Source organism: Inquilinus sp. KBS0705 (assembly GCA_005938025.2).
Classification (GTDB): Bacteria; Bacteroidota; Bacteroidia; order Sphingobacteriales; family Sphingobacteriaceae; genus Mucilaginibacter.
Genome location: VCCI02000001.1, coordinates 652,922 through 678,481, shown reverse-complemented (window position 1 = coordinate 678,481; position 25,560 = coordinate 652,922). Strand labels below are relative to the sequence as shown.

Genomic DNA, 25,560 nt, shown 5'->3' with positions numbered 1-25,560 from the left:
GTTCTCAATACAATAATAAACATGACGTTTTATAATACGGGGTTGCTCTTAAGTAGTATTCTCTTCCCTACAACGCTATCAAAATAACCCCTTGCTACTTTATCTTTAAGTAATCCGATATCTAAAATGCCATCGTTTTTGACTATCCCTTTTTCATATATGCTCATTTTATTATGAGGTGAAATATTGTAGTGGTAAATAATGCGATTGATTACAAATGCGTACTGGTAATTTCCATTAATTCGTATTTTCCGGGGTTGGTATAAACCTTGTTCAGGTCTTGTCTTTCCGGTATCAACATGTAGTAATATAACTTCAAATTCTTCTTCCTTGCCCGGCTCATTTTCAAGTATCATCTTTCGTAACCGTTCAGCATAAGGCCCTAAGTTTACATCTTTAAAAAACGGCTGTCGGGATATGTGCGCGCGCCAAAGTATGGATAGCAAGAAGAGTTTAATTTTGGAATAATCCAAATTATGAAAACGAACCGCAGGAAGGATTTCACCACCTCCAAGTAATTGTGTTTGGATTTTACTTCTTGACCTTTCACTGCCCCTAAAATAAAGACAATTACTTGCGTAGGTTTCCAGTTTAGATAGTAAGCTACTGTCACAATCACTACATAAAATATCCTTATCATAGAACCCTGAATGTGTATAATGGTATTCATCAAAATTACTAAGATTGATATTAACTAAACGGTTATCAGCACCAAATAGATCTTTGTAAAGAAAGTTTGGAATTATGTGTGACTTCTTTAAAAGCCTCTTTTCCTGCAAACACAATTGACATAGCATAATTTAGTATTTGAATGTAAAGCTATGTAGGAATGCTAAAAATATTATCATTTTTATTTAAAAGTTTTAAACGTTGGATTGTTGAAAAAACTATGACCTTTCCCTAAAAAAAAATGGAGAATACAATGTTAGAGATTGGATGTGACGGCGGCAGCATCAAAGTAAGCAGCAAATCGATGAACGGAATCTTTATTTATCAGCTATCCAGTTACGAAATATTTGATTGCTCAAAAGCAAAATACCTAACGTTCGTTTCTTTGGACGATACATGGTCATTTTTAAAAAATCGTTACAAAGGATGGTATCAACTATATCTTATTCAGATATGTACGCAAATGGCTGAGTTAGTTAAGAAGGATTACATTTTGGCCGATGATAAAAATGAATATACGATAAATAGCTGGCTTGAACAGTTAACAGGTAGAGGCTTGCGTTTTTAATTAAATCTACCGTGTTTTAAACGGCTCTAATTGATTGTTTTTATAAATAAAGTATCTTAGCATCAAATTAAAAATTAAAGGTATGTAAGCGTTTTAAAATTGATATTAAAAATATAGCGTTCAGCTTTTGAAGTTCTTGTTTTAGAAATCGGGAAAATTTTTAACACCACAAGAGCAGATAAGTTCAACGCCCATGCAATAAGCGTGGGTGCTGACTTGTTTGTTGTGGTGTGGGCTTTCCCGAGCCTCTAAGACACAAACTATGTTAGCCCTGCGCTTATTGTGTTTTATAACATTTATGTATCTGACCTTTGAACTTTTAAAATAACCTTAAACTTATTATATGACAACCACTTACAACTTCATCACAACAAGAAAACCTACATTATTAACTCTCATTTTCGTGTTCTTTTTTATTAACAGCTGGTGTCAGGCTCCAACAATCGGACAGAGCGCAGGCCAGGTAAAATCTTTGGTAGATTACGAAGTGAGCAGCTATTACAGAGCGCAAGGTTACCATCAAGTCCGAATGGATAACCACGCTTATTATAAAAATGGTCAGATCAGCGAAGTGGTTGTCTGCAAGGAAAATGTGCCGATGATCGATTTACAAAAGGCAGGCAATTTTTGCACACATTACATGATGAACAAAGGTCGGCTCTTTTACATTGCAATCCAGTATTCGAATATATCAATTGAGGAACTTGAAGCTGTGATGCGAAAAAGTAGTACACAGGTCGGTAAATATTACTTCGGTGATGACAACCAAACGTACAGTAAGGTTTATCTTTCACAAACGGGACAGGCCACTAAAGAAATCCACGATATTGGCCTTGAACCATTGCCTTTAACAGTTAAAAACCAATTGACAACTATCAAGACAAAAAAAGAAGAGTACGACAATAGTCAACCCTTTGATGTTTCAAACGCCGAGAACTACGATAGTTTCCAGCAACAAAGTCAAAAAGTATTTTATACACGGTTGGAGGGCATGACCTTTAAAAAAATCGTTAATGTAAACTACGTAACCAAGGTCGATCCTACAATAAAAGCTGTGCTTGCTTATTATGCAGCAATCAGTTACACGGATGGTTTAATTAAGCATTTGAATTTGGGTAAAATGTGTTCAACTCAATTGCTGCAATACGTTACCAAGTACTTTAATAATGACAAACAAATAGTAACAGATATTTCACAATGCGACTCTCGTTCAGCTGGTGACGAATTTTCTTTAAACAGATTAGAGTTATCGCAACGGGACAGCATTATCAGCGTAAGTTTTGCGATGACCTACTTTAAAGATGGCCATTCACAAGATGATGTTATTAGTACGGATAGGTTCAAAATCAACCCGAACCATACTTTATCGATAATTAAGCTTGCTTCAAAAGAGTCCATGCAGAAAAGGAGCGAAGCCGTGAATAACAAGATATATGATGTCCAAGAAACCGATCAGGGAACCTACAACCGTTTTAAATACGATCTAAAGAACGAACTGTTGCGCGTGCTTGTAAATGGAAGTTATAGATATCCATCCTTTGAGGAATTAGCAAATAGATCAAACAGGTCAAATTTCGTTCCCTCGTGGAGTTTATCAAATAACTATAACATCAAATGGACAATACTTGATAATAGTCGTGAGGGCAGATTGGTAGGTAATACTTGGGTTGCAGGTAGTACGGGCAGTAAATTGGTTCAGGAAAACAGCCTCAATTCAGGGAATGACTACGAATATGATTTGATTAAATCGTGCAGGTTAAGTGTTCCTTCGCTTCAAATTGATGGGGTAGAGATAAAGGAACGAACTGTTACAGTAAAAAACGTTGCTTTTGATTTTACGAGAGGGATAACAGTAGTGAAAGTTAAAAAAGGTAACATTGAATTTGTTAAATACGCTCCGTCAGGTACCGCTGCAGAAAAGATAAAAGCAAAATTAGCTCGTTCAGATAACGGTAATTACTTGGTGAAGTACGAATACGGAAACGTGATGGGTGATTATTACGAAAATATCAATTACGAAAAGCTGAAAAATAATGGCAGTTTCATGGGCACAGCAGGGGCAATCGGATTAGGGTTATTGAAATTGTAATCTCAAATCAAACATTAATCAAACTTACCACATGAAACGATATTTAATAGCGCTGCTACTTTTTGTAAACTTTAATTGCTTTGGTCAGTTAAAAACATATCTGTCCAGTTACCAAATAAGTGAGTCTGATGCTTCCGTTGGTACAGTACCTTACAAAGTTATTATTGATGAAGGTAAATTAGATAAAGCCTACAACGGTTATGTAAAGTTGATTGATGTGCAACAAAATTCAACACTATTAACACTTAAGACTAAGTATTTAAAAACAACAAATGATGAAGATGGAACTACCTACTGGTTTAAATTATATGGTAACCCTAAATTTAACGTAGTTAAAGAGTGTTTGTGGGCTAAACCGCAAAATATAAAGGGGAACATTTACAGATCGATCATAATATTTTCTAACTATGATGATAACGGTACGAGAATTAATGACTTGGGCTTCCTAAGTAATGTCACTTCAGATAAGAGGCGAAATGATGCGGTAGAAACAAATAACGCACCTTCAACGGTAGTAACAGGTACAATATATCAGGTAGTGGCTCAAAAGGCGTATTTCTATGATTTAACAGAGCATGGTGCCTCCAGGCGAAACGGGTATTTAGTGAAAGGGGAACCAATAACCGCTCTTAAAGAAAAGGACGGTCTTGTTTATTGCGAATTTACAAACGTAACGACTAAAAAAACATCCAAAGGGTGGATTTCAAAAGACTGCTTAGATAAGCCGAATTCAATTATCCCACCTGTAAACACCGATAACTCGGCGTATACAGTTTTATTAAAATATGATGGTCGATATACGCAGGAAGTAAATTTCTTTAAACAGCCGATTGTGGTTACCGAATTAAAGAAAATGATGGGAAACAACTACTCAAAGTTCGTAAGTACCTTCCTTTCATCATGTGCAGGTGTACAAATTAAAATTAGGAACAAGGTTTTAATGGTGGATACATTTATACCTCATGCAGGGCCGAACAACAGGGTTTTATTTTTTATAGATGCTATAAACCATCAAAGTTTCCTTTATTGGAATGACAGCGATGGTAAGAATAACTTTTTTGGTAAGGCCCCTGTTTCAAATATAATGAAGCATTGTATGGAGCAGCAATTGCAAACGAACCCACAGTATGGCGTTGACGCCGACAGGTCTATAATGAAAATCGTATTAGAAAAAGCTACTTTATAAAAACAACTACCTTGTTGTACATAGCATAAAATCAATATAACCGATTTTAGCCATTGCTAACTGGATATAACACTCTAATTATCCCATTAATTAAATCGGAGCGAACATTTGGGGTAAAGGTCGAAGATACTTTTAAATGAGACAACGGAACAAGTCATATATTAAGAAATAACTATTCATTTATCCGATGATTGCACTTGTTTTCAGCACTTTGGTATCGTTCAGGTGGCTATACAATACTAACTCGCTGATAATGTGCAGGTGGGGATAATCTGTATCGGAAAATAATGCCACATTTATATCATTAGTCTATCTTTTTAAATCTGCTCTACATAGCTTATAATAAATTTGGCTAATTGTTCCTGCTCTATAACGGTCAAAACTTCACCATCATAAATCCAGTATCCTTCCATATCAAATAATATTCTGCCAAGATAATCAGGCTCTTTATCATAGGCTGTATATAATAGATAACATAAAGCTGCGTCCCTACTATCGAGGTCTAAAATGATACGTATCACTTCATCAGGGCCGTTTTTACGTTTCACCCAAGCTCTTGCATCATTAATCAAATAAGTGTTATTCATCATCGCAAAACAAAAGTGGAAATTATTTTGTAATTATCTACATAAAATACTAAAAATATTAGCATAGATTTGTGATCAGATTTTGTTCAAATGAGTGATGCGAAAAGAGAATTGATTGACCGGTTGCAAAAAGATATTTTGCAATGGGAGGGTTATAGGCCGCCCTCTCTTGGCAGTTGGCAATCATTTGGATTAGGATCGATTGAAGCCAATTTCCCCAATAGCACATTTCCTACAGGTACAGTTCATGAATTAGTTTGCAATACCGCCGAACAGGCTACCGCCTGCATTGGCTTCGTAAGTGGTTTGTTGTCAATATTAATGCAAAATGGCGGAATATGTTTATGGATCAGTCTATCGGGTAATGTGTACCCTACAGCTTTAAAATCATTTGGAATTAAACCCGACCGGGTAATTTTTGTACGATTAAATAAAGATAAAGACGTGTTATGGGTGATGGAGGAGGCTTTAAAATGCGCCGGGTTAACTGCAGTTATAGGTGAACTGACGAAAATTGATTTTAAGCAATCCCGACGCTTGCAATTGGCGGTAGAACAAAGCCGGGTAACAGGTTTTATTTTGCGAAACCAGCCTAATAAAATGAGTTCAACAGCCTGTGCTGCTCGTTGGCAGATAAAACCCTTGCCAAGCGAACCTATAGATGGGTTGCCGGGTTTAGGATTCCCTCGTTGGCAAATTGAGTTGTTACGGGTACGTAATGGCAGACAAGGCAGTTGGATAATTGAGTGGTCAGATGGCAAATTTAAACCCATTGAGGACTATTTATTGGAGCAACAAATACAAGATGTAGGATGAGCCATGCAAAAACGTTATATGTCAATATGGTTTCGTCATTTAATGACAGACTGGCTAACCCTACGGAAGCCGGAACTAAAGGATGTGCCTTTTGTTTTTGTTGCTCCTGAGCGTAACCGGATGGTTATTACTGCTGCTAATCTAGCAGCCGAAGCCCAAGGTATTCACCGGGGTATGGCCGCTGCCGATGCTAAAGCTATAACCATCAATTTACAGGTGCTTGATGATTTGCATGGCAAGGAAGCTAAACTGTTAACGCAATTAGGACTATGGTGCATCAGGTATACACCAGTTGTCGCTATCGATTTACCTAATGGCTTGATACTGGATATTTCGGGCTGCACGCATTTATGGGGCGGAGAGCGGGGATATTTGAAAGAGATTGTAAACAAGCTACGGGCATCAGGATATAATGCAAGAGCCGCTATAGCCGATACTATAGGTACAGCCTGGGCTATTGCTCGCTATGGCAAAGCAACGCCTATTATTGAAAGCGGTGCGCATATACAGGCGTTGATTAACTTACCTCCGGTTGCTTTACGGTTAGATATAACTGTATTACAAAAGATGCAAAAACTGGGGTTTAGTACTGTTAAAAGTTTTACGCAAATACCACGAACTGTTTTACGCAGACGATTTGGCGAAGCATTTTTATTGCGGCTGGCACAGGCTTTTGGTATGCAAGACGAACAAATTGTTCCGCTTGTATCGCCTGTGCCTTATACCGAACGATTATCTTGTTTAGAGCCTGTTAGAACAGCTAAGGCTATTGAAATTGCCATTGAAAAATTACTGGAAGGCTTATGTACTCGCCTACAATCCGAAGGTCAGGGCATTCGTAAAGCAATTTTAAAATGTTACCGTATTGACGGTAAAATGGTTCAAGTGGATATAAGCACAAACAAGGGCTCACATAGTGTTTCGCATCTATTTAATCTTTTTGAATTGCAGATCAATAAAATAGAACCTGCTTTAGGTATAGAGTTATTTTTGTTAGAGGCATCAAAAGTAGAAGATGTTTATCATATACAAGAGAAGATATGGGCTGCAGAACCTGGTTTGCAGGATGCTAATTTAACAGAGTTATTAGATAAGATAGGCGGTAAAATTGGCACCAATAATATACACCGTTATTTACCTGCAGAACATTATTGGCCGGAACGTTCTGTAAAACAAGCCACATCTTTAGACGAAATGCCGGCAACAAAATGGCGAACAGACAGGCCACGCCCAGTACGTTTACTAAAATACCCCGAGCCTGTAGAAGTTATGGCATTATTACCCGATTACCCACCCAAAGTGTTTACTTATAAAGGTAAACGGCATAGCATTCAAAAAGCAGATGGCCCCGAACGCATAGAACGCGAATGGTGGGACGATAAAGGAGAACATCGGGATTATTACGCGGTAGAAGATAGCGAAGGGCAGCGTTATTGGTTGTTTAGATTGGGGCATTATGACGCTTCACCAAAATGGTACTTACACGGTTTTTTTGCCTAAGCCTTATGAGATATGCCGAATTACAAACTACTTCAAACTTTACCTTTTTACGTGGTGGCTCCCATCCCGAGGAATTAGTAGAACAAGCCGCCACATATGGATATGATGCCATTGCAATCGTTGACCGAAATAGCCTTGCAGGAATTGTTCGTGCTCATATTGCAGCTAAAAAACTGGGTATTAAATTTATACCCGCCTGCAGGTTAGATCTTTTAGATGGGCCAAGCTTACTTGCTTATCCGATTGATCGGGCTGCATACGGCAGACTATCGGCGTTACTTACTGTTGGTAATTTAAGGGCCGAAAAGGGTGAGTGCCATCTATATAAATCAGATGTTTATGCATATAAGGAAGGCATCCTATTTATTATCATACCACCGGATGAATTAAATTCAAGGTTTGATTATAATGATGATTTCAAAAAAGATATAAAAGAATATTCGGCGCAATTAGGACAGTCGTTATACGTAGCCGCAACCCGTACTTACAGCGGTGATGATGCTAAAAGGTTAGCTCGCCTGTCAAAATTAGGTATACCAATTGTTGCCACAGGAGATATACATTATCATGATGCAGCCCGGCGAGAATTGCAAGATATTTTAACCTGCATACGTGAGAAATGCACAATTCATACAGCAGGTTTTAGGCTGCATGCTAATGCCGAAAGATTTATTAAACCGATAGATGAATTACACCGACTGTTTAGGCAGTATCCTGAAGCTATTGTAAACGCCTTATCTATCGCTAATACTTGTGTATTTTCATTAGACACATTAAAATATATTGAGCCTGAAGAAAAGATAATTGATGGCTTAACACCACAGCAACGACTAACTAAATATACCTGGGCTGGTGCAAATGAACGGTATCCGGAGGGTGTATCCGCAAAGGTTGCCGATCAGATAAAATTTGAGTTAGCCTTTATAGAAAAACGAAAGTTGGCACCCTATTTCCTCCGGGTTTACAAATACACTCAAAAGGCTGAAGAATTAGGTATTCTGCATCAGGGGCGTGGCTCAGCTGCTAACTCTACGGTTTGCTATTGTTTATCTATTACAGCGGTCGATCCTATGAAGTCCCGACTGTTATTTTCCCGCTTTATGTCTGACGCACGAGAAGAGTGGCCTGATATAGATGTTGATTTTGAGCATGAACGAAGGGAAGAGATCATTCAGTATATATATGAAGATTACGGGCGCGAACATGCAGCTATAGTTGCTACAGTAACACAGGAACGACACCGGGGAGCAATACGTGATGCTGGTAAAGCGATGGGGTTATCAGAAGATACTATCAAACGTGTTGGAGCTACCATATGGGATTTCAGCGAAGAGGGTTTTGATGAAAAACGGTTACGTGAGCAAGGGCTGAATCCACAAGATCCGCTTATTTATAAAGTGCTGGAGTTAACTACGCAACTAATGGGTTTCCCCCGCCAATTAGGCCAGCATACAGGAGGGTTTGTAATTACAGATAATAAGCTATCAGACCTTTGCCCAATAATAAACGCACGGATGGAAAACCGTACGCAACTGGAGTGGAACAAAGATGATTTGGAGGCTTTAAGCATTTTAAAAGTAGATGTCCTGGGCTTAGGTATGCTCACTATGATACGCAAGGCATTTGATTTAGTACAACAACACTATGGTAAAAAACTCACTTTAGCTAATGTACCACAGGATGACCACAAGGTTTATGATATGATTTGCCATGCTGATACTATAGGTGTATTTCAGATTGAAAGCCGGGCGCAAATGTCTATGTTGCCACGCCTTAAACCAAAAGAGTTTTATGATCTGGTGATAGAAGTAGCTATTGTTCGCCCCGGGCCCATACAGGGGGATATGGTACATCCATACTTACGCAGGCGAAATGGTGAAGAACCCGTTGAATACCCATCCCAAGAATTAAAGGAAATATTAGGGCGTACATTAGGAGTACCCTTATTTCAGGAACAAGCGATGGAGATTGCTATTGTTGCTGCTGGTTTTACACCTGCTGAAGCAGACGAATTACGGCGAAGTATGGCCAGCTTTAAGGCCAATGGTAAATTAGGTTTATACGAAAAAAAGATGGTTGATGGTATGGTAGCCAGAGGGTATGAAGAAGGTTTTTCGAGACGTGTATTTAAGCAATTGCAGGGCTTTGAAGGTTATGGATTTCCCGAAAGTCACGCTGCTTCTTTCGCATTATTGGTATATATATCATCATGGCTTAAATATTATTATCCTGATGTATTCTGCGTGGCTTTGCTAAATAGCCAGCCTATGGGTTTTTATCAACCTGCACAAATAGTACGGGATGCTATAGACCACCAGGTTAAGGTAGTACCGGTAGATGTAAATCATTCTTTTTGGGATAATACGTTAGAAAAAAAGGAAGGCGATTACTATGTAGTAAGGCTAGGCTTTAGGCAGGTTAAAGGTTTGCGTGAGGATGATATACAATTATTAGTAGCCGCACGTAAGCAACTGTATATTCACATTAATCAATTACGCAGTGCAGGTGTTCCCGAAGCTGCTTTAGAAAAATTAGCTGATGCAGATGCTTTCCGCTCATTAGGTGCAGACCGCCGTAAAGCTTTATGGGAAGTATCAGCTTTAGGCGATAGGCCAATGGCGCTTTTTGAAGGTACACCATCCGAAAGTGTAAAAGAAGTGCAAATACAATTGCCTTTAATGACGGAGGGCGAGCATGTAGTACAGGATTATTCTTCAATGGGTTTATCACTAAAAAATCATCCGGTTGCTTTAGTAAGAGAAAAACTCACCTTACTGCACAATACAAAAATTGCCGACCTTAAAAAGATAAAAAATGGTGACCCTGTAAAAGTAACTGGTTTAATCACCGTTCGCCAACGCCCGGGAACTGCTAAAGGGGTGTTATTTATGACCCTTGAAGATGAGACAGGTGCTGCCAACATTGTTGTTTGGGAAAGGCTATTTGATAAATACCGTAAAGAGATCATCCAGTCACGTTTATTTATGGTGGAAGGCAAGTTACAAATAGAAGGAGAAGTGATCCATGTAGTTGCTAATCGCTGTTTTAATTTAAATAACATGCTGCGTGGTTTATCAACAGTAAATTATAATGATTTGCCATTAATAACTTTATCACGAGCAGATGAAACCACAAAACCGCATCATGGTGGTAATAAAGGCGACCAACAGGCAAATAAGCAAGAGCAGGTTTTTTATAAAGGAAGGAACTTTAGATAATGTTTGGTATAATCACATGGTCTCATTAATTCCGAATATTTAAATCAATTTATAGAATCAACATTGCTTTTATTTCGCATATCTAATTTTAGGAATTGAAATAAGCCAGTTAGTATATTTCCTATTTGGGTGGAATTGGTGGTTCGATGGGTCACCCTACAGCTAAATATTCACCCAATAAAATCGGGCAAAATGCCTTCCATACCCCAGCGTTGTTCTATACCTAAGCCAAACAGGGCAAAATCATATTTTACCGGGTCGTTAGGGTCAAGTTGCTTAAGGTTTTCGGTTAACTCTACTGCGGTTTGCCAGTCGGTTTGTTTGCGGGTTATTAGTTTTAAATGGCGGGCCACACGGTCTACATGCAGGTCGCAGGGGCATATCAGGTCGGCAGGTGATAGCTTTTTCCATATACCAAAATCTACACCCATATCATCTTTACGCACCATCCAGCGTAAAAACATATTCAACCTTTTACAGGTCGATTTTTGCGAGGGCGAGGACACATGCTTTTTCGTGCGATTAGGAAAATCGGCCAAAGAGATAAAATAGGCGCGAAAGTAGTTTAGGGCCCCCTCCGCCCCCTGAAGGGGGAACTTTTGATTAGCAACAAGTCTATCCGGCTCCCCCTTTAGGGGGTTGGGGGGCCCGGCATGGGGCACAAACGCATCTTCCAGGCTCTCGAACCGCTGGTAATGCTGCCTGAAGAAGCTAATGAAGTATAGTGTATCGATATCGTTAAAAGTGCGGTGCTTAAAGTATAATAACTTTTTTAGGTCCACCTCCTGGTGGTTGATGATAAAATCATAAGGTGCGCCATCCATCAGGCTGATGAGCTCCTTACACTTATTAATGATGGTAACCCTTTGCCCCCAGGCCAGTGTAGCAGCCCAAAAACCCATTATCTCGATGTCCTGCTTTTTGGTAAACAAATGCGGTATGCTTACCGGGTCGTTAGCGATAAACTCCGGGCGGTTGTATTGCGCTACTTTTTGGTCGAGGAAGTGCTTTAAGGCGTGCCCCCCAGCCCCCTGAAGGGGAAGCTTATCGAAATTGGCTTTTGCCATGTTAGTAAATATCGCCGGTTCCTATATTTATCATGAAAACAATCTCCTTAAAAGTCTCTGCTATTATATCAATGACATTTAAATATTCTTTCGACTTCCCAAATGCATCTTTCGAAGTAACAATAACTCCAGATTGAATAGGTCTACTACCAATATCAATCTGATGATCCTTATAAATACCTGATGATTCTTTAATAAAACCTATAGCATTACATCGGATTAACCAGTCGCTAAAGCCAATAAAAGATTTGTTATCAGCCTTATTATGCTCCTCAATTATTCTATTTAGCGGCCAAAACGAAAAGTTATTTTCTTGCATATCCCAATCTTCAAAGCCATTTGCAGCCAAATAAAATTCTTTAAAATCAGATGGAAATTTGAAACCTAAAATGGATTCAGTTTCTTTAATATCGCTGACAGTAGCGGGAGGGTTTAATTTAACGTCCTCCAACTTTCATTTCGAAATAACTTCCTGAATCCAATTTTCCATAACTGTTGTCCCCCTTCAGGGGGTTAGGGGGCTTACGCCAGCGCTTGTTTCAAGTCCTCCAATAGGTCCTCAATATCCTCTACCCCTACGCTTAGGCGCAGCAGGTTATCTACTACACCGGCCTTTTCCCTGGCTTCTTTTGGTATCGAGCCGTGGGTCATGCTTACAGGGTGGTTAATCAATGATTCTACACCTCCTAATGATTCGGCCAGCGAGAATACCTTAAATGAACCGGCTATGCGGTAAGTTTCCTGCAGGTCGGCGTCTTTAAGTACAATAGATATCATGCCTCCAAAATCGCGCATCTGATTTTTAGCGACCTCGTGATTTGGCGAATCAGGGAAACCAGGCCAGTAAATCTTGTCAACCCTTGGGTGGTCTTTCAAAAACTCGGCAACGGCGCGGCCGTTCTCGCAATGCGCTTTCATGCGCAGGTGCAGGGTTTTAATACCACGCAGTACCAAAAAGCTATCCATTGGGCCGGGTGTGGCCCCACAGGCATTATAAATAAACCATAGTTGCTTGTATAGTTCCTCGTCATTAAGCATTAGGGCACCCATCACTACATCGCTGTGGCCACCAATGTATTTAGTAACCGAGTGCATTACAATATCGGCACCAAAATCAATAGGGTTTTGCAGGTAGGGCGATGCAAAGGTATTGTCGACCACAAACAATAGGTTTTTTGCTTTCGCAATTTTACCCACCGCCTCAATATCCACCACTTGCATGGTTGGGTTAGTCGGCGTTTCTATCCATACCAAACGCGTATTATCGTTGGTGTATTGGTTAATGATATCAGGGTTGCTCAGGTCCAAAAAATGGAACTTTATGCCGTAGTTAGCGTATATTTTAGTGAATATACGATACGATCCACCGTAAAGGTCGTTACCGGTTATTACTTCATCGCCAGGCTTTAATAACTTCATAACCGCATCGGTTGCACCCATACCGCTCGAAAATGCCAGTCCGTACTTTGCGTTCTCTAAAGCCGCCAAACAATCTTCCAGCGCCTTACGGGTGGGGTTAGTACCGCGAGAGTATTCATACCCCTTATTATCGCCCGGCGATTTTTGCCAGTAGGTTGATGTTTGGTATATAGGCGTCATGATAGCGCCGGTTGTTGGATCGGGCTCCTGCCCTGCGTGTATTGCTTTTGTTCCGAATTTCATGGGATGGTGTTGTAATGTTGTAACGTTTGAATGTTGTAACGTTGCTTTGTTGATTTTTAACATTTCAACTTTACAACATTACAACCTTCTAACCAATTAGTACGCCCTTGCAAATAGCACCCTTTGGCTTGATGGTTTGCCGGTAAGGATACACTTGCCTTCTTCTTGTTTATTGTTCAAAGGTATACAACGTATTGTAGCCTTAGTTTCATCTTTTATTTTTTGTTCGGTTTCGGCAGTGCCATCCCAATGTGCCGACAGGAAGCCCGGCTCTTCGTCTAACAGGCGTTTAAATTCCTCGTAGGTATCTACCTCGGTAGTGTTCTCGGTACGGAAAGCTGCCGCCTTGTTATAAATATTTGCCTGTATCTCATCAAGCAGTGCCAATATGTGCGCTGCAAGGCCATCCTGGTTTACGGTTTCTTTGGTTTTGGTATCGCGGCGGGCAAGTTCAACCGTGCCGTTTTGCATATCGCGGCTGCCAATGGCAACACGCAATGGTACGCCTTTCAGTTCGTACTCGGCAAATTTTGCACCCGGGCGGTGGGTATCGCGGTTATCAAATTTTACCGATACCCCCTGCGCTGTTAATTCCTTTTTAAGCGAATTAACGTAGGTTGTAATATTAGCCAACTCTTCATCGTGCTTATAAATAGGCACCACCACTACTTGTATAGGCGCCAGCTTTGGCGGTAATACCAAACCCGCATCGTCAGAGTGGGCCATAATTAAAGCGCCTATTAAACGGGTTGATACCCCCCATGAGGTTGCCCAAACAAAATCCTGCTTATTATCCCTTGTAGTAAATTTCACATCGAAGGCCTTAGCAAAGTTTTGCCCTAAAAAGTGTGATGTGCCGGCTTGTAATGCCTTCCCATCCTGCATCAAAGCCTCAATGCAATAAGTATCTAAAGCACCTGCAAAGCGTTCATTTGGTGTTTTGCGGCCCTTAACAACAGGCAGCGCCATCCAGTTCTCGGCAAATTCGGCGTAAATATCCAGCATTTGCTCAGTTTCGGCTATCGCTTCATCAGCTGTAGCATGGGCGGTATGGCCCTCTTGCCATAAAAATTCGCTGGTGCGTAAAAACAATCGGGTGCGCATTTCCCAGCGCATTACGTTGGCCCACTGGTTTACCAAAATAGGCAAATCGCGGTAGCTTTGTATCCATCCTTTATAGGTATTCCATATAATAGTTTCGGATGTTGGGCGTATAATTAACTCTTCTTCCAATTTTGCATCCTCATCCACAATAATATTACCATCACCATCGTTTTTGAGGCGGTAATGTGTAACAACGGCACATTCCTTAGCGAAGCCTTCAACGTGGCTGGCTTCTTTTGAGAAGAAAGATTTTGGTATAAGCAGCGGAAAATAGGCATTAACATGCCCGGTATCTTTAAACATTTTATCAAGCGTAGCCTGTATTTTTTCCCATATCGAGTAGCCATACGGCTTAATGATCATGCACCCCCTGACAGGCGAATATTCGGCCATATCAGATTTAATTATTAAGTCGTTAAACCATTGCGAATAATCTTCGTCTTTACTAATAACACCTTTGCTCATATTGATTGTTTGGTATATAAATTGACTTTATAATTAATATGTAATAGGCCACAAATTTATAAATTTATACGTTTATTTGACCTTGAACTTTTACTCCTTCACAAAAATGAAAAGGAATCTTATTAAAGGAATGATTTTGATCGGCGCGGTGGCGCTGAGTTCCTGCTCCGTTAACCGAACTGTATCATCAAATAAGAACAGCGACGACGTATATTACTCAAAGGCTACAGCTGCCGAAGAGCCTGAATACGTTGCTCAGCAACCTGCATACCGACAGGACCAGGCAGATGACCAATACAGCGACGACGATGATTATTACTACTATGATGATTATGCAACACGCATTAACCGTTTTAGCTACTACTCCCCTTTCTCGTACTACGATGACTACTACGCTTATAGCCCATACAACTATAACGGCTTTAGTGTTGGCATAGGCTTAGGTTGGGGCGGCTATGGCTACGGCTACTCGCCTTACAACGCCTTTGGTTATGGCGGTTGGGGCGGTTATGGTTACGGATATGGCTATGGCTACTCACCTTTCGGTTATGGCTATGGTTATTCGCCATACTCTTACTGGGGTACAGGCTTAGGTTACGGCGGAGGCTACTGGGGTGTTTACTCGGCCTATAACCGTGGCAATGCAAGGCCCAACAGAGGCTATGGCAGCCCGGGCTCAGCATTTAGCGGCAACCGCCCGCGCACAGGATATACCGGTGCTAATGGTGTAGGTTATTATCCGGGCAGACCAAACCGTGGCGGCAACGGCGTTGCCAGACCAGGCAGCCCTGATTACGGGACCCGCCCAACACGCGGTGTGAGGGTTGACAGGACACCATCTGAACGTACACGTACTTACGAACCAAGCATAGAACGAAGTGCTCCATCTAACAACAACTCGGGCGGTGGCTCAAGAGGTGGCGGTGGCAGCTCGGGCGGCGGAGGTGGTGGCGGCGGCAGACCAGTGAGACCATAATTTTAACATCAACCTATCATTCTTCTATAACAATGAAACTAAAATATATACTAAGCGTAATTGCTATAGTAGCAATTACTAAAAATAGCTTTGCCCAATATTCTCAGGATGCTATCCGTTTTTCGAGCGGGCAAACAGGGTCAACCTCCCGTATAAAAGCGGTTGGTAATGCCGGTACCGCCATCGGTGGCGATCTGAGCTCGGTAAGCGGTAACCCCGCGGGTTTGGGCTTTTTCACCCACTCTGAGTTGAGCATTACCCCCGAGTATAACGGCTCGAAGGTAAACACCACCTACCTGGGGCAGGTTACAGCCGATAAACGCAATAGCGGTAACTTAAACAATGCTGCTGTGGTAATTTATAACCAACTATCAAAGCCACGCGGGGCGGACAGAACGAAAGGCTGGTTAAGTGTTAACTATGGCGCAGGCTACAGCCGCACCAACGACTTTTACGAAAACATACACTACACAGGTAATAATAACACCAATTCTATTAACGATTATTATGCCGCCCAGGCTAATGCTTATGGTGTACCCGATGGCTCTTTGGCATCTTGGGCATATGGCCACAACCTGATAGATCTTTACGGTTCGCCTGCTACCTACCGTAGTAATGCCTTTACCGGTACTGCGCAGGAAGCATTTGTAACCCGCACAGGCGGACAAAGTGCATTTGACTTTGCTTTTGGTGCCAACTATAGTAATAAATTATACATTGGTTTAGGTGTAAGCTTCACCGATATACGCTACGATTCGTTCAATACTTTTTATGAAGATGGGTCGGCATCGGTGCTTGAAGGCACGCCTGCAACGCCTGTTAACCGCGATTACAGCTCATCTTTCAGGCAGGAACAGGTTACCAGGGGTAGTGGCTTTAACGCCCGCCTGGGGCTTATTTACAAGCCTGTTGAGGCTGTACGTTTAGGGTTTAACTTTACCTCGCCTACGTTTTACAACATCGACGACTCGTATAGCGAAGGTTTAAACACTACCTTAAGCAACGGAAGCAGCTATAACGATGGCCCTGCAAACTATACCTTAAATTATAATTTACGTACGCCTTTAAAATTAGCGGGTGGTGCAGCAGTGTTTATTAAACAATTTGGCTTTATTACCGGCGATGTTGAGTATGTTGACTACAGCAGCGCACACCTAAGCCCTAATGTTGATTACGACAGCACTAACGACAATGCAGCCATAGGTAGTTTATATAAATCGGCCATCAACGCGCACATAGGTGCCGAGGCACGCATAACCAACGCCTTTTTATTACGCGGCGGTTACGGCATACAAGGTAACTATCGCGAAAGCAACGGAAGCGATATAAAAACTGTTAGTGGTGGTGTAGGCCTGCGCTTTGGCAGCTACTATGTTGATGCTACCTATACGCATGCCACAGGTTCGCAAACCATATACCCTTATGAATTGGCTACCGCAAGCCCTGCAGCTTACCTAAGCAAAACACAAAACAATGGCTTTTTAACTTTGGGGTACAAGTTTTAATTTACAATAAACGGTTTGCATTTTGCAGCAAAAGAAAAAGGCGATGAGTTCTCTCATCGCCTTTTTCTTTTAAATCCTATATTCCTTAATCTTCGTTCACAAACGAGCGCAGCATCCAGGTGTTTTTTTCTTTAAACTGCATAAAGCGGTTTACCATATCATTAGTGCCATCATCGCCGGCATCAGCGGTGATGTCTAATATCTGGCGTTCCATTTCTATCAGGGCAGCCATATCCTCAATTAAGGCTTTCACCATGGCAGTATCTTGTAAGCCAATGGTATTTATTTCTTTTAGAGTCGATTTGGTGATGTAATCGTTAAAAGTACTGTATGGAGGCTTACCCAGTGTAAGTATACGCTCGGCAAGTTCATCTATAGTGGTTAAAGCAGCGGTATACAATTCTTCAAACTTTACGTGCAGAGTAAAAAAGCTTTTGCCCTTTACATTCCAGTGGCATCCGCGCAGTTTTTGATAATGTATATGATAATTAGCCAGCAGGTCGTTAAGATGGTCAACAACCGGTTTTACTTTACCTTCTTCTAAACTTATTTCTTCAGCGTTCATGATGTGTAATTTGTTTTTGTGATAACAGTATTTGGTAATACATTGTTCATCAAAAATAAGGTGTTTTAATATTAATAGCCATATTTGCAGCAATAATGACACTATTACAACCTTTTATAGCCCAAACCTTCGCAAATACCATTTGGCGGCTGGAAATTGATGCGCTAACCGGCATAATGGTTTTGGAGTTGCGTAACCAGCCCGAAAAACAAGTAAGTTTTGCCACCATCAGCCTAAAAAGTGCTGATGTTTATATACAAAACTACACCACACCCGAGCGCTGGCTTACCGGCGTTGAAGCCATATACAATGGCGTAATGTTACTGCACCATTATAAAACCGAAAGCGGCCCTGAGCATAAAGCAATTGTTGCGGTTGATGCCGTTACAGCAACACAGTTTTGGAGCAATTACAGCCTGGCATTTGACCACATGAGTGTTAACGGCCCCGTGGTTTACAATACTACTATGCTGCCTAAAAAATTAGTACTTGCAGATATACGTACCGGCGAAGTTAAAAGGCCTTATGATAGTGTTGCGGATAAACCTTTGCCCAATAATATAGTCGTACCTGAAATGGTTGCCGCAAACCAATTACCTGCGGCCAGCCTGCCTACCGATGCCTATGGAAATATAGTGCATTACCTTAACCACAATAAGTACATAATTGTATCTTTGCACACCTTTAAAAACGGGTTGCTGCAACAACATCTGTTTATAATGGATGATACCGGAATTGTTTATCAGAATTTAATAAATCAGGATATACAAAAATTACAGCCCGAGGCGTTTGTATTACATAAAAACGCACTGATATATATTAAAAACAAGGTCGAACTTAAAGTTTTGAACCTATAAACTACTGAATAATAATTTATTATGAAATTAAAATTCGTACTGTTAATCTTTAGCCTCATTACCCTTTCAGTTTCTGTATTTGCTAACGCGATGCCCGATTCGGTAGGTATTGAGAACCTAAACGGTAAAAAAGTTATTTTGCATAAACTGGACCCAAAAGATAATTACTACTCCATAGGCAGGCGCTATGGTGTAAAACCTAAAGCCATACAAGATTTTAACAACAATGCCAGCCTGCAAATTGGGCACATTATAAAAGTACCAACCGATCGTTCTATTGTTGAAACCGTGCCCACTGCACCTGCCCCTGTTGCGACTGTTACTAAGCCGGCCGAGCAACCGCAGGCCAAACCAGCCACACAACAACCGGTAACACAAGCTGTTGTTACACAACAGCCGGTAAAAACTACTATAGCTAAACCACAATCGGCAGATACTACCGTAACCACCCAGGATTATAAAGTAGCCGCTGGCGAAACATTATATTCGATAGCCCGGCGTTTTAACACTACAGTTGGCACATTAACTACAATTAATAAATTAAACTCAACAGGTTTATCGCCCGGCCAGGTGCTAAAGGTACCTAACGGGGCCACACCGCCACCACCACCGCCTGTAGTGGATGCGCGTGTTGATACCATGAAACGCGACTCGACCTATGTTGCGGCAGACAGCCTGGCCAATCATCGCCCTGGCACCAATAAATATGGCTTGTTCGAAAAAAATGAAAAAGGCGCAGCTACCTGGATAGATGACACCAGCCTTGACCCAAATAAAAAATTAATACTGCACCGCACCGCGCCAATTGGTACGGTAATGCGTATTACTAACCCCATGAATAACCGCACTACATTTGCCAAAGTTGTTGGCCGTTTTACCGATAATGAATCGACAAAGGATGTTATTATTGTGATGACCAAAAATGTAGCCGAGGCATTAGGCGCGCTTGATAAACGTTTTCATGTAAACATAAGCTACGGTACACCTAATGAATAGACCTTATGTGGTTGGTATTGCCGGTGGGAGCGGATCGGGCAAGACCTTTTTTTTGAAACGATTTTTAGATCATTTTAGCCCGGACGAGGTTTGCCTGGTATCTCAGGATGATTACTATTTTCCGGTAGCGCATAACATGACCAAAGAAGAGAACAAGGAGTATAACTTTGATCTGCCCTCAACTATAGATCATGACCACTTTGAGCAGGACATAAATAAACTGCTTAGCTACCAATCGTTCACCAAAACCGAATATACTTTTAACAATCCCAGTATTGTCCCAAAAATACTGGAGATAAAACCCGCGCCCATTATTATAGTAGAAGGCTTGTTTATTTTGCACTTTAAAAAAATATCTGACGAATTGGACATGAAAATTTTTATTGATGCCGATGAAGTTATAGCCTTGCAGCGCCGACTTAAACGCGACCTGGCAGAACGTGGTTACTCTCACGATGATGCATACTATAAATGGGTAAACCATGTTGTACCGGCTTATAAAGAGTATTTACTGCCTTATAAAAACCAGTGCGATAAAGTAATAGTGAACAACAGCCATGTTGCCGACGATATTGTTGCAGTAACCGAAGAAATTTCAAGAGAATTAAGAGAGAAGGTATTAAGCTAGCTAAGGATTAGCTAAACAACTTTAATCGCAGTTAAGCAACAAGTCGTAATACTTTTTCATTAAAACAGTATCGTAGTTTACTAATGAATTATAGGCTTCGTTAACCAGTTCGGTTAAAATAGAAGAGCCAAGTTGGCCTGCCCCATTTGGGATGGAATCGTAATAAGCTATTAATTCTTTTACCCGTATAATTTCGTACAATAGCTGCTGTATAAGGTCGGTTTGTTCTCCAGCCGGTATACCTTGAGAATTATTGAGAAAATCTAAAGGATCATTAGTACTAAAAGTCATCTGTTTCAAAAGGATCAGCCTTACATTTCCCCGTTATAACTATAATTAACAAACATAAACCACCAGGGGTTTGTTTTGTTTTAATTTTTTTTAAATTTTATTTAAAATAGCAAAACCCTCTTTTTAGAGGGTTTTGCTATTTTATTATACTGTTATTATTCGGCTGGTTTGTTTTGCTCAGGGCGTGGCAATAAAACTTTGCGCGAAAGCTTTAATTTACCTTGCTTATCAACATCAAGCAATTTAACACGCACTTCGTCGCCAACGTTAAATATACCATCCATGGTCTCAATTCTGCGGTGATCAATTTCTGATATGTGCAGTAAGCCATCTTTACCCGGCATAATTTCAACAAAAGCACCAAACGGCATTATCGATTTTACTTTACCCTCGTATATTTCGCCAACTTCCGGTTTAGAAGCAATAGCACGTATACGGCTTAAAGCGGCATCAATAGCTGCCTTGTTATCGGCAAATACCTGTACAATGCCCTGGTTGTCTTTTTCTTCGATAGAAATGGTTGCGCCAGTTTCGCGTTGCATTTCCTGAATAATTTTACCACCGGGCCCTATTACGGCACCAATAAACTCTTTGTCAATTTTTATCATCACAATGCGCGGGGCATGTGGTTTGTAATCTTCGCGTGGTGCGGTAATGGTTTTAGCCATTTCGCCCAGTATGTGTAAACGGCCTTCTTTTGCCTGGTCTAACGCGTTGGTCAACACCTCGTACGATAAGCCATTTATTTTAAGGTCCATTTGCACAGCAACTATACCATTTTTGGTACCGGTTACTTTAAAGTCCATATCGCCCAGGTGATCTTCATCGCCTAATATATCCGAAAGGATAGCATATTTGGTACCCATTTCGTTGGTGATCAAACCCATCGCGATACCAGATACCGGGTTGGTGATTTTGATACCGGCATCCATCAAAGCCAATGTACCGGCACAAACCGTAGCCATTGACGATGAACCGTTTGATTCAAGGATATCAGATACTATACGTATGGTGTACGGGTTTTGGTCTTCGGCAGGTAATACGCGTTTTAACGAGCGCATTGCTAAGTTACCATGGCCAATTTCGCGACGGCCTGCACCCCTGTTAGGGCGAACCTCACCGGTTGAAAAGCCAGGGAAATTGTAGTGTAACAGGAATTTTTGGTAGCCGTTAATAAAAGCACCATCAATCATCTGCTCATCATCCTTAGCACCTAAGGTAACCGTAGTTAATGATTGGGTTTCGCCACGTGTAAATACTGCCGAACCGTGTGCGGATGGCAAATAACCTATCTCGCTCCATATAGGGCGTATTTGTTTAGTAGTACGGCCATCTAAACGTTTGCCTTCGTCTAATACAAGGTTACGTATAGCATCGTACTCTACATCGTGATAATATTTTTTGGCAAGGCCTTTAGTAATATCATCAATTTCGCCTAAGGTAGCAATGTAAGCATCCCTAACTTCTTTGAATTTAGCAGAGCGCTCGTCTTTTGCCGATGCTGAAGACGCAATATCATATACTTGCTGGTAAGTAGCTTCGTAGATGGCTTTTTTAAGGTCTTCGTTGCTATGCTCGTGGCTGTAAACACGTTTTTGTGTTTTACCAACTTCAACAGTTAATTCCTTTTGAATTAAGCATTGAATTTTAATAGCGTTATGTGCAAATTTAATAGCTTCAACTAACTCGGCTTCTGCAATTTCAGCAGCTTCGCCTTCAACCATGTTTATATCATGCTCGCTACCGGCAACAATAAACTCTAATGTTGCGTTTTGCAATTGGCTTAAGGTTGGGTTAATAACCAATTCGCCGTTAACTTTTGCTACACGTACTTCAGATATAGGACCGTTAAAAGGGATATCAGATACAGATAAAGCTGCAGATGCTGCCAAACCGGCAAGGCAATCAGGCATAATATCTTTGTCTGCAGATATTAAAGAGATCATTACTTGTGTATCAGCATGATAATCTTCCGGGAACATTGGGCGTAATGCACGGTCAACCAAACGAGAGATTAAAACCTCATAGTCTGACAAACGTGCCTCGCGGCGTAAAAAACCACCTGGTATACGACCAGTGGCAGCGTATTTTTCTTGGTAGTCTACAGAAAGAGGTAAAAAATCAACCCCTTCTTTTGCTTCCGGTGATGATACTACAGTAGCTAATAACATGGTATCACCCATTTTAATTACTACCGAGCCATCGGCTTGTTTGGCCAGTTTACCGGTTTCGATCTCAATGGTGCGGCCGTCACCTAAATCAATAACCTTTTTAATTACATTTAAACTCATCTTGTTTTGTTTGTGTTGCGCTTTTCATCTTTCGGAGCGCAGCGGTTTTTATGTGTGTGTATATTTGTTTCAAAAGTAAAAAAGCCATCCAAATATGAGGACGGCTTTTTATAAAAAAATAAGAAAAGTTATTTGATAATATCCCTAAGCTGTAAAGCTTTGATGATAGCACGATATCTTTCAATGTCTTTTTTAAACAGGTAAGCCAGCAATCCGCGGCGTTTACCTACTAATTTTTGCAGAGATAACTGGGTTGAAAAATCGTGTTTGTTTTTTTTCAGGTGACCGGTTAAATGTGCGATACGTGTAGTAAATAACGCTACCTGTGCTTCGGTTGAACCGGTATCGGTTGCGCTTTTACCGTGTTTTGCAAAGATCTCTGCCTTTGCTTCTTTACTTAAATACATTACGTGAATAATACTAAAGCGTGAATAATTTGATTAATTGTGGCGCAAAGATACGGTTAGCCTTGCATATATGCAAGAGTTGATTAGGTTATATTAAGTTGAGTAGTGAGTGGTTAATTAAGTGAAAGGTTAATTGATAAAATAATCAATAATCACCTAATCAACCACTCAACAATACCTACTTCCCTATCCAACTCTTGTAAATATCCGCCTGCAGCGCATCCATATTGGCCATAGGGGTTATTTTATAATTTTTCTCGCGTTTTTCGGTAAGGGTTATGGTCACATCCTTTTTAACGCCGTCCTTTTCCAAACCAAGGGTTATGGTATTGCCTGCTTTGCTGGTTTCGTAAGTTTTGTAAAGTACATCTCTGCTTGCAGGCGCACCGTTAATAGTTAAAATTTTGGTACGGCCGCGCACTCCAGCATCCCATGCCGGCGATTGGTAATCTACCGTGTTAATACGTAATGTGTCTTTTTGCTGCCTTACATTCAATCCATCCCAAACGGTAGAGGTAACTATAGTGTTGGTATCAATATTAAGTCCGCCATAGGCAAAGTATTTAGGGTAGTTTGGTGGCTTAACGGTTGATGCATACTCAAACAGCTCGGGCATTGGTGTGCCGGCCATCTTTTCGCATTCGCTCCTGAATTCTTCCTCGGTAAAGCCGCGTTTTAGCTGCTTGTAATATTTATAGTAAAGCAGGCGCATCACATCATCTAACGATTTTTTGTTTTTTGTGGCGTGGCGTATGTTAAAATCAAGCATTAAACCCAGTATAGGGCCTTTATCATAATATGATATGGTTTTGTTAAAGTCTTCGTTAACACGCCCATTTGGCCCATCACCCCAGGTATAATAGCTGGCTTGCGTTGCCGATTGATACAGGTGCCCCGGTTTGTTTTCGTAATTGCGCAGGTTGGTCTGCAAATCGCCAAACATGTCCTCGGGCGACATAATACCGGCCCTACGTGTGATGAGGTATTCGTAGTAAACCGTAAAGCCTTCGCTCACCCAAAGCATATTGGTATGATTCTCTTTCGAATAATCAAAGGGACCGAGCTCTACAGGCCTTATGCGTTTAACATTATAATGATGAAAGTATTCGTGCGCTATAAAGTTGTAAAGTTTTTTACGGGCATCCGGCGTATTAAAGCCCTCGCCACCGCTAAAACTTAACGACGATGAGTTTAAATGCTCGATACCGCCGCCACCTGCACCAATTGATAAAAAAGCATAATGGGTATAAGGGATATCGCCAATAATTCCGCTGCCTGTTTCTACTATCTTTTTAAGGTCATCCATAAAACCCTGCCTGTCAAATGCGGGCAGTTTGTAGCCAATAAAATCGTGTGGTTTGTTCTGCACCTTAAATGGTGGCAATACTTCCAGTTCGCCCATTAAAAACGGACTATCGTACAACACATCAAAATCATCAGCCTTATATACATGGTATTTACCGGGTATGGTATCTAAACCTGTAGCAACTAATTTGCTCCATTTACTGTAGGGTGTCATTTGTATGGTAACCGGGTGGCGCAACTCCTCATCCAAATACATAAATAAACCGCCGGGGGTAATGTAGCCACGGGTTTCATCTAAATAAACATTACCGACAAAGGGTACTACAGCTTTAACATCGTAAGCTATTTTAACCGGCCCGCCGCTGGTATTATAAACCCGCCAAACGCTTTTTGATGGGTTCTCGTACTTTAGGGCTGTACCCTTACTATCGGTTACGGTAAAATTTTGTACAGCGCCCGCAAAATCTATCAGTTGGTAATAACCGGGTGTCCATACACACATTTTAAAATCGAGCGTTTTGCCCGGTGCGGTGCTGGTAAGCTCTACATGGTAAAGATGATCGGCGGCTTTTTCCATACTTACGCTGTATTGCATATTTACCGGCTTTTGCTGGGCAAAAGCGGTGGCATTTATAAGCAAACAAACCAGCAGCAGGAGTTTTTTTAACGTGTTCATTGCGATTATGGGTTTGGTCGAAGATAAGCAAAACAGGAATATATTGTATTACTGACAGGTAACAGATTTGCGATTAGTATCAATAAACTCAATTAGTTTTTAAACGTTTAAAACTTTTACAACCTTTACAAC

22 protein-coding genes are annotated in these 25,560 nt (G+C 40.9%); 11 read left to right on the top strand and 11 right to left on the bottom strand.

The window, feature by feature from the left end; translation table 11 throughout:
- Window positions 1-29: 29 nt before the first annotated feature.
- On the bottom strand, window positions 30-779 hold the full coding sequence (locus FFF34_003125) for a hypothetical protein (protein ID TSD66410.1): 750 nt from the start codon (window positions 777-779) through the stop codon (window positions 30-32).
- 143 nt (window positions 780-922) lie between these two features.
- On the opposite strand from FFF34_003125, the gene FFF34_003120 reads away from it, so the two are divergent.
- From FFF34_003120 to FFF34_003110, 3 genes are all read left to right on the top strand, one after another.
- Window positions 923-1,237: a hypothetical protein gene (locus FFF34_003120; protein TSD66409.1), complete on the top strand. Its 315-nt coding sequence runs from the start codon at window positions 923-925 to the stop codon at window positions 1,235-1,237.
- 343 nt (window positions 1,238-1,580) lie between these two features.
- Window positions 1,581-3,326: a hypothetical protein gene (locus FFF34_003115; GenBank protein ID TSD66408.1), complete on the top strand. Its 1,746-nt coding sequence runs from the start codon at window positions 1,581-1,583 to the stop codon at window positions 3,324-3,326.
- A gap of 31 nt (window positions 3,327-3,357) precedes the next feature.
- Window positions 3,358-4,512, top strand: coding sequence for a hypothetical protein (locus FFF34_003110; protein TSD66407.1), 1,155 nt, complete (start codon window positions 3,358-3,360; stop codon window positions 4,510-4,512).
- Between the two features lie 317 nt (window positions 4,513-4,829).
- Here the strand turns inward: FFF34_003110 and FFF34_003105 are convergent, their stop codons facing one another.
- The gene (locus tag FFF34_003105; GenBank protein TSD66406.1) at window positions 4,830-5,102 is read right to left on the bottom strand and encodes a hypothetical protein; all 273 of its coding nucleotides are present in this window, start codon (window positions 5,100-5,102) and stop codon (window positions 4,830-4,832) included.
- A gap of 87 nt (window positions 5,103-5,189) precedes the next feature.
- Between FFF34_003105 and FFF34_003100 the strand changes: the two genes are divergently transcribed.
- From FFF34_003100 to dnaE, 3 genes are read left to right on the top strand one after another with little or no spacing between them, the layout of a single operon-like run.
- A complete protein-coding gene (locus tag FFF34_003100; GenBank protein TSD66405.1) occupies window positions 5,190-5,915 on the top strand; it encodes an Error-prone repair protein ImuA in 726 nt (241 codons plus the stop codon).
- 3 nt (window positions 5,916-5,918) lie between these two features.
- Window positions 5,919-7,415, top strand: a complete 1,497-nt coding sequence (locus tag FFF34_003095) for a DNA polymerase Y family protein (protein ID TSD66404.1) — start codon at window positions 5,919-5,921, stop codon at window positions 7,413-7,415.
- 5 nt (window positions 7,416-7,420) lie between these two features.
- The gene (gene dnaE, locus FFF34_003090; GenBank protein ID TSD66403.1) at window positions 7,421-10,633 is read left to right on the top strand and encodes a DNA polymerase III subunit alpha; all 3,213 of its coding nucleotides are present in this window, start codon (window positions 7,421-7,423) and stop codon (window positions 10,631-10,633) included.
- A gap of 170 nt (window positions 10,634-10,803) precedes the next feature.
- Here the strand turns inward: dnaE and FFF34_003085 are convergent, their stop codons facing one another.
- The 4 genes from FFF34_003085 to FFF34_003070 form a co-directional block, all read right to left on the bottom strand.
- Window positions 10,804-11,700 (bottom strand): TIGR02757 family protein, encoded by an 897-nt coding sequence (locus FFF34_003085; protein ID TSD66402.1) that lies wholly within the window; start codon window positions 11,698-11,700, stop codon window positions 10,804-10,806.
- Between the two features lies 1 nt (window position 11,701).
- Complete coding sequence (locus tag FFF34_003080) at window positions 11,702-12,151, bottom strand: SMI1/KNR4 family protein (protein TSD66401.1); 450 nt, start codon at window positions 12,149-12,151, stop codon at window positions 11,702-11,704.
- Between the two features lie 71 nt (window positions 12,152-12,222).
- The gene (locus FFF34_003075) at window positions 12,223-13,362 is read right to left on the bottom strand and encodes a cystathionine gamma-synthase (GenBank protein ID TSD66400.1); all 1,140 of its coding nucleotides are present in this window, start codon (window positions 13,360-13,362) and stop codon (window positions 12,223-12,225) included.
- A gap of 96 nt (window positions 13,363-13,458) precedes the next feature.
- Window positions 13,459-14,931 (bottom strand): proline--tRNA ligase, encoded by a 1,473-nt coding sequence (locus FFF34_003070; GenBank protein ID TSD66399.1) that lies wholly within the window; start codon window positions 14,929-14,931, stop codon window positions 13,459-13,461.
- Window positions 14,932-15,037: 106 nt separating this feature from the next.
- Here FFF34_003070 and FFF34_003065 point away from each other — a divergent pair, with 106 nt between their 5' ends.
- A complete protein-coding gene (locus tag FFF34_003065) occupies window positions 15,038-15,907 on the top strand; it encodes a hypothetical protein (protein TSD66398.1) in 870 nt (289 codons plus the stop codon).
- Between the two features lie 32 nt (window positions 15,908-15,939).
- Window positions 15,940-17,412, top strand: coding sequence for a hypothetical protein (locus FFF34_003060; GenBank protein ID TSD66397.1), 1,473 nt, complete (start codon window positions 15,940-15,942; stop codon window positions 17,410-17,412).
- Window positions 17,413-17,497: 85 nt separating this feature from the next.
- Here FFF34_003060 and FFF34_003055 read toward each other — a convergent pair whose 3' ends face one another.
- Window positions 17,498-17,977, bottom strand: coding sequence for a DNA starvation/stationary phase protection protein (locus FFF34_003055; GenBank protein ID TSD66396.1), 480 nt, complete (start codon window positions 17,975-17,977; stop codon window positions 17,498-17,500).
- 95 nt (window positions 17,978-18,072) lie between these two features.
- Between FFF34_003055 and FFF34_003050 the strand changes: the two genes are divergently transcribed.
- Genes FFF34_003050 through FFF34_003040 form a run of 3 tightly spaced genes read left to right on the top strand, consistent with a single transcriptional unit; the run spans window position 18,073 to window position 20,458 of the window.
- Entirely contained in the window at window positions 18,073-18,834 is a 762-nt protein-coding gene (locus tag FFF34_003050) for a DUF4905 domain-containing protein (GenBank protein ID TSD66395.1), read from the top strand.
- A 21-nt stretch (window positions 18,835-18,855) separates the two neighbouring features.
- The gene (locus tag FFF34_003045; protein TSD66394.1) at window positions 18,856-19,830 is read left to right on the top strand and encodes a LysM peptidoglycan-binding domain-containing protein; all 975 of its coding nucleotides are present in this window, start codon (window positions 18,856-18,858) and stop codon (window positions 19,828-19,830) included.
- On the top strand, window positions 19,823-20,458 hold the full coding sequence (locus FFF34_003040; GenBank protein TSD66393.1) for a uridine kinase: 636 nt from the start codon (window positions 19,823-19,825) through the stop codon (window positions 20,456-20,458). Before FFF34_003045 ends, FFF34_003040 begins: the two co-directional genes overlap by 8 nt.
- 21 nt (window positions 20,459-20,479) lie before the next feature.
- Here the strand turns inward: FFF34_003040 and FFF34_003035 are convergent, their stop codons facing one another.
- The 4 genes from FFF34_003035 to FFF34_003020 all read right to left on the bottom strand — a co-directional run bounded on the left by FFF34_003035 (window position 20,480) and on the right by FFF34_003020 (window position 25,428).
- Complete coding sequence (locus tag FFF34_003035; protein TSD66392.1) at window positions 20,480-20,749, bottom strand: hypothetical protein; 270 nt, start codon at window positions 20,747-20,749, stop codon at window positions 20,480-20,482.
- 155 nt (window positions 20,750-20,904) lie between these two features.
- Entirely contained in the window at window positions 20,905-23,040 is a 2,136-nt protein-coding gene (pnp, locus tag FFF34_003030; GenBank protein ID TSD66391.1) for a polyribonucleotide nucleotidyltransferase, read from the bottom strand.
- A 128-nt stretch (window positions 23,041-23,168) separates the two neighbouring features.
- Window positions 23,169-23,447, bottom strand: coding sequence for a 30S ribosomal protein S15 (gene rpsO, locus FFF34_003025; GenBank protein TSD66390.1), 279 nt, complete (start codon window positions 23,445-23,447; stop codon window positions 23,169-23,171).
- Between the two features lie 178 nt (window positions 23,448-23,625).
- Entirely contained in the window at window positions 23,626-25,428 is a 1,803-nt protein-coding gene (locus FFF34_003020) for a M61 family metallopeptidase (GenBank protein ID TSD66389.1), read from the bottom strand.
- Between the last annotated feature and the right edge of the window lie 132 nt (window positions 25,429-25,560).

Excerpts from the sequence above, each read along its gene's own strand:
- FFF34_003120 (TSD66409.1), top strand. The coding sequence starts at position 923 with ATGTTAGAGATTGGATGTGACGGCGGCAGCATCAAAGTAAGCAGCAAA.
- FFF34_003115 (TSD66408.1), top strand. The coding sequence starts at position 1,581 with ATGACAACCACTTACAACTTCATCACAACAAGAAAACCTACATTATTA.
- FFF34_003110 (TSD66407.1), top strand. The coding sequence starts at position 3,358 with ATGAAACGATATTTAATAGCGCTGCTACTTTTTGTAAACTTTAATTGC.
- FFF34_003105 (TSD66406.1), bottom strand. The coding sequence starts at position 5,102 with ATGATGAATAACACTTATTTGATTAATGATGCAAGAGCTTGGGTGAAA.
- FFF34_003100 (TSD66405.1), top strand. The coding sequence starts at position 5,190 with ATGAGTGATGCGAAAAGAGAATTGATTGACCGGTTGCAAAAAGATATT.
- FFF34_003095 (TSD66404.1), top strand. The coding sequence starts at position 5,919 with ATGCAAAAACGTTATATGTCAATATGGTTTCGTCATTTAATGACAGAC.
- dnaE (TSD66403.1), top strand. The coding sequence starts at position 7,421 with ATGAGATATGCCGAATTACAAACTACTTCAAACTTTACCTTTTTACGT.
- FFF34_003085 (TSD66402.1), bottom strand. The coding sequence starts at position 11,700 with ATGGCAAAAGCCAATTTCGATAAGCTTCCCCTTCAGGGGGCTGGGGGG.
- FFF34_003075 (TSD66400.1), bottom strand. The coding sequence starts at position 13,362 with ATGAAATTCGGAACAAAAGCAATACACGCAGGGCAGGAGCCCGATCCA.
- FFF34_003070 (TSD66399.1), bottom strand. The coding sequence starts at position 14,931 with ATGAGCAAAGGTGTTATTAGTAAAGACGAAGATTATTCGCAATGGTTT.
- FFF34_003065 (TSD66398.1), top strand. The coding sequence starts at position 15,038 with ATGAAAAGGAATCTTATTAAAGGAATGATTTTGATCGGCGCGGTGGCG.
- FFF34_003060 (TSD66397.1), top strand. The coding sequence starts at position 15,940 with ATGAAACTAAAATATATACTAAGCGTAATTGCTATAGTAGCAATTACT.
- FFF34_003055 (TSD66396.1), bottom strand. The coding sequence starts at position 17,977 with ATGAACGCTGAAGAAATAAGTTTAGAAGAAGGTAAAGTAAAACCGGTT.
- FFF34_003050 (TSD66395.1), top strand. The coding sequence starts at position 18,073 with ATGACACTATTACAACCTTTTATAGCCCAAACCTTCGCAAATACCATT.
- FFF34_003045 (TSD66394.1), top strand. The coding sequence starts at position 18,856 with ATGAAATTAAAATTCGTACTGTTAATCTTTAGCCTCATTACCCTTTCA.
- FFF34_003040 (TSD66393.1), top strand. The coding sequence starts at position 19,823 with ATGAATAGACCTTATGTGGTTGGTATTGCCGGTGGGAGCGGATCGGGC.
- FFF34_003035 (TSD66392.1), bottom strand. The coding sequence starts at position 20,749 with ATGACTTTTAGTACTAATGATCCTTTAGATTTTCTCAATAATTCTCAA.
- pnp (TSD66391.1), bottom strand. The coding sequence starts at position 23,040 with ATGAGTTTAAATGTAATTAAAAAGGTTATTGATTTAGGTGACGGCCGC.
- rpsO (TSD66390.1), bottom strand. The coding sequence starts at position 23,447 with ATGTATTTAAGTAAAGAAGCAAAGGCAGAGATCTTTGCAAAACACGGT.
- FFF34_003020 (TSD66389.1), bottom strand. The coding sequence starts at position 25,428 with ATGAACACGTTAAAAAAACTCCTGCTGCTGGTTTGTTTGCTTATAAAT.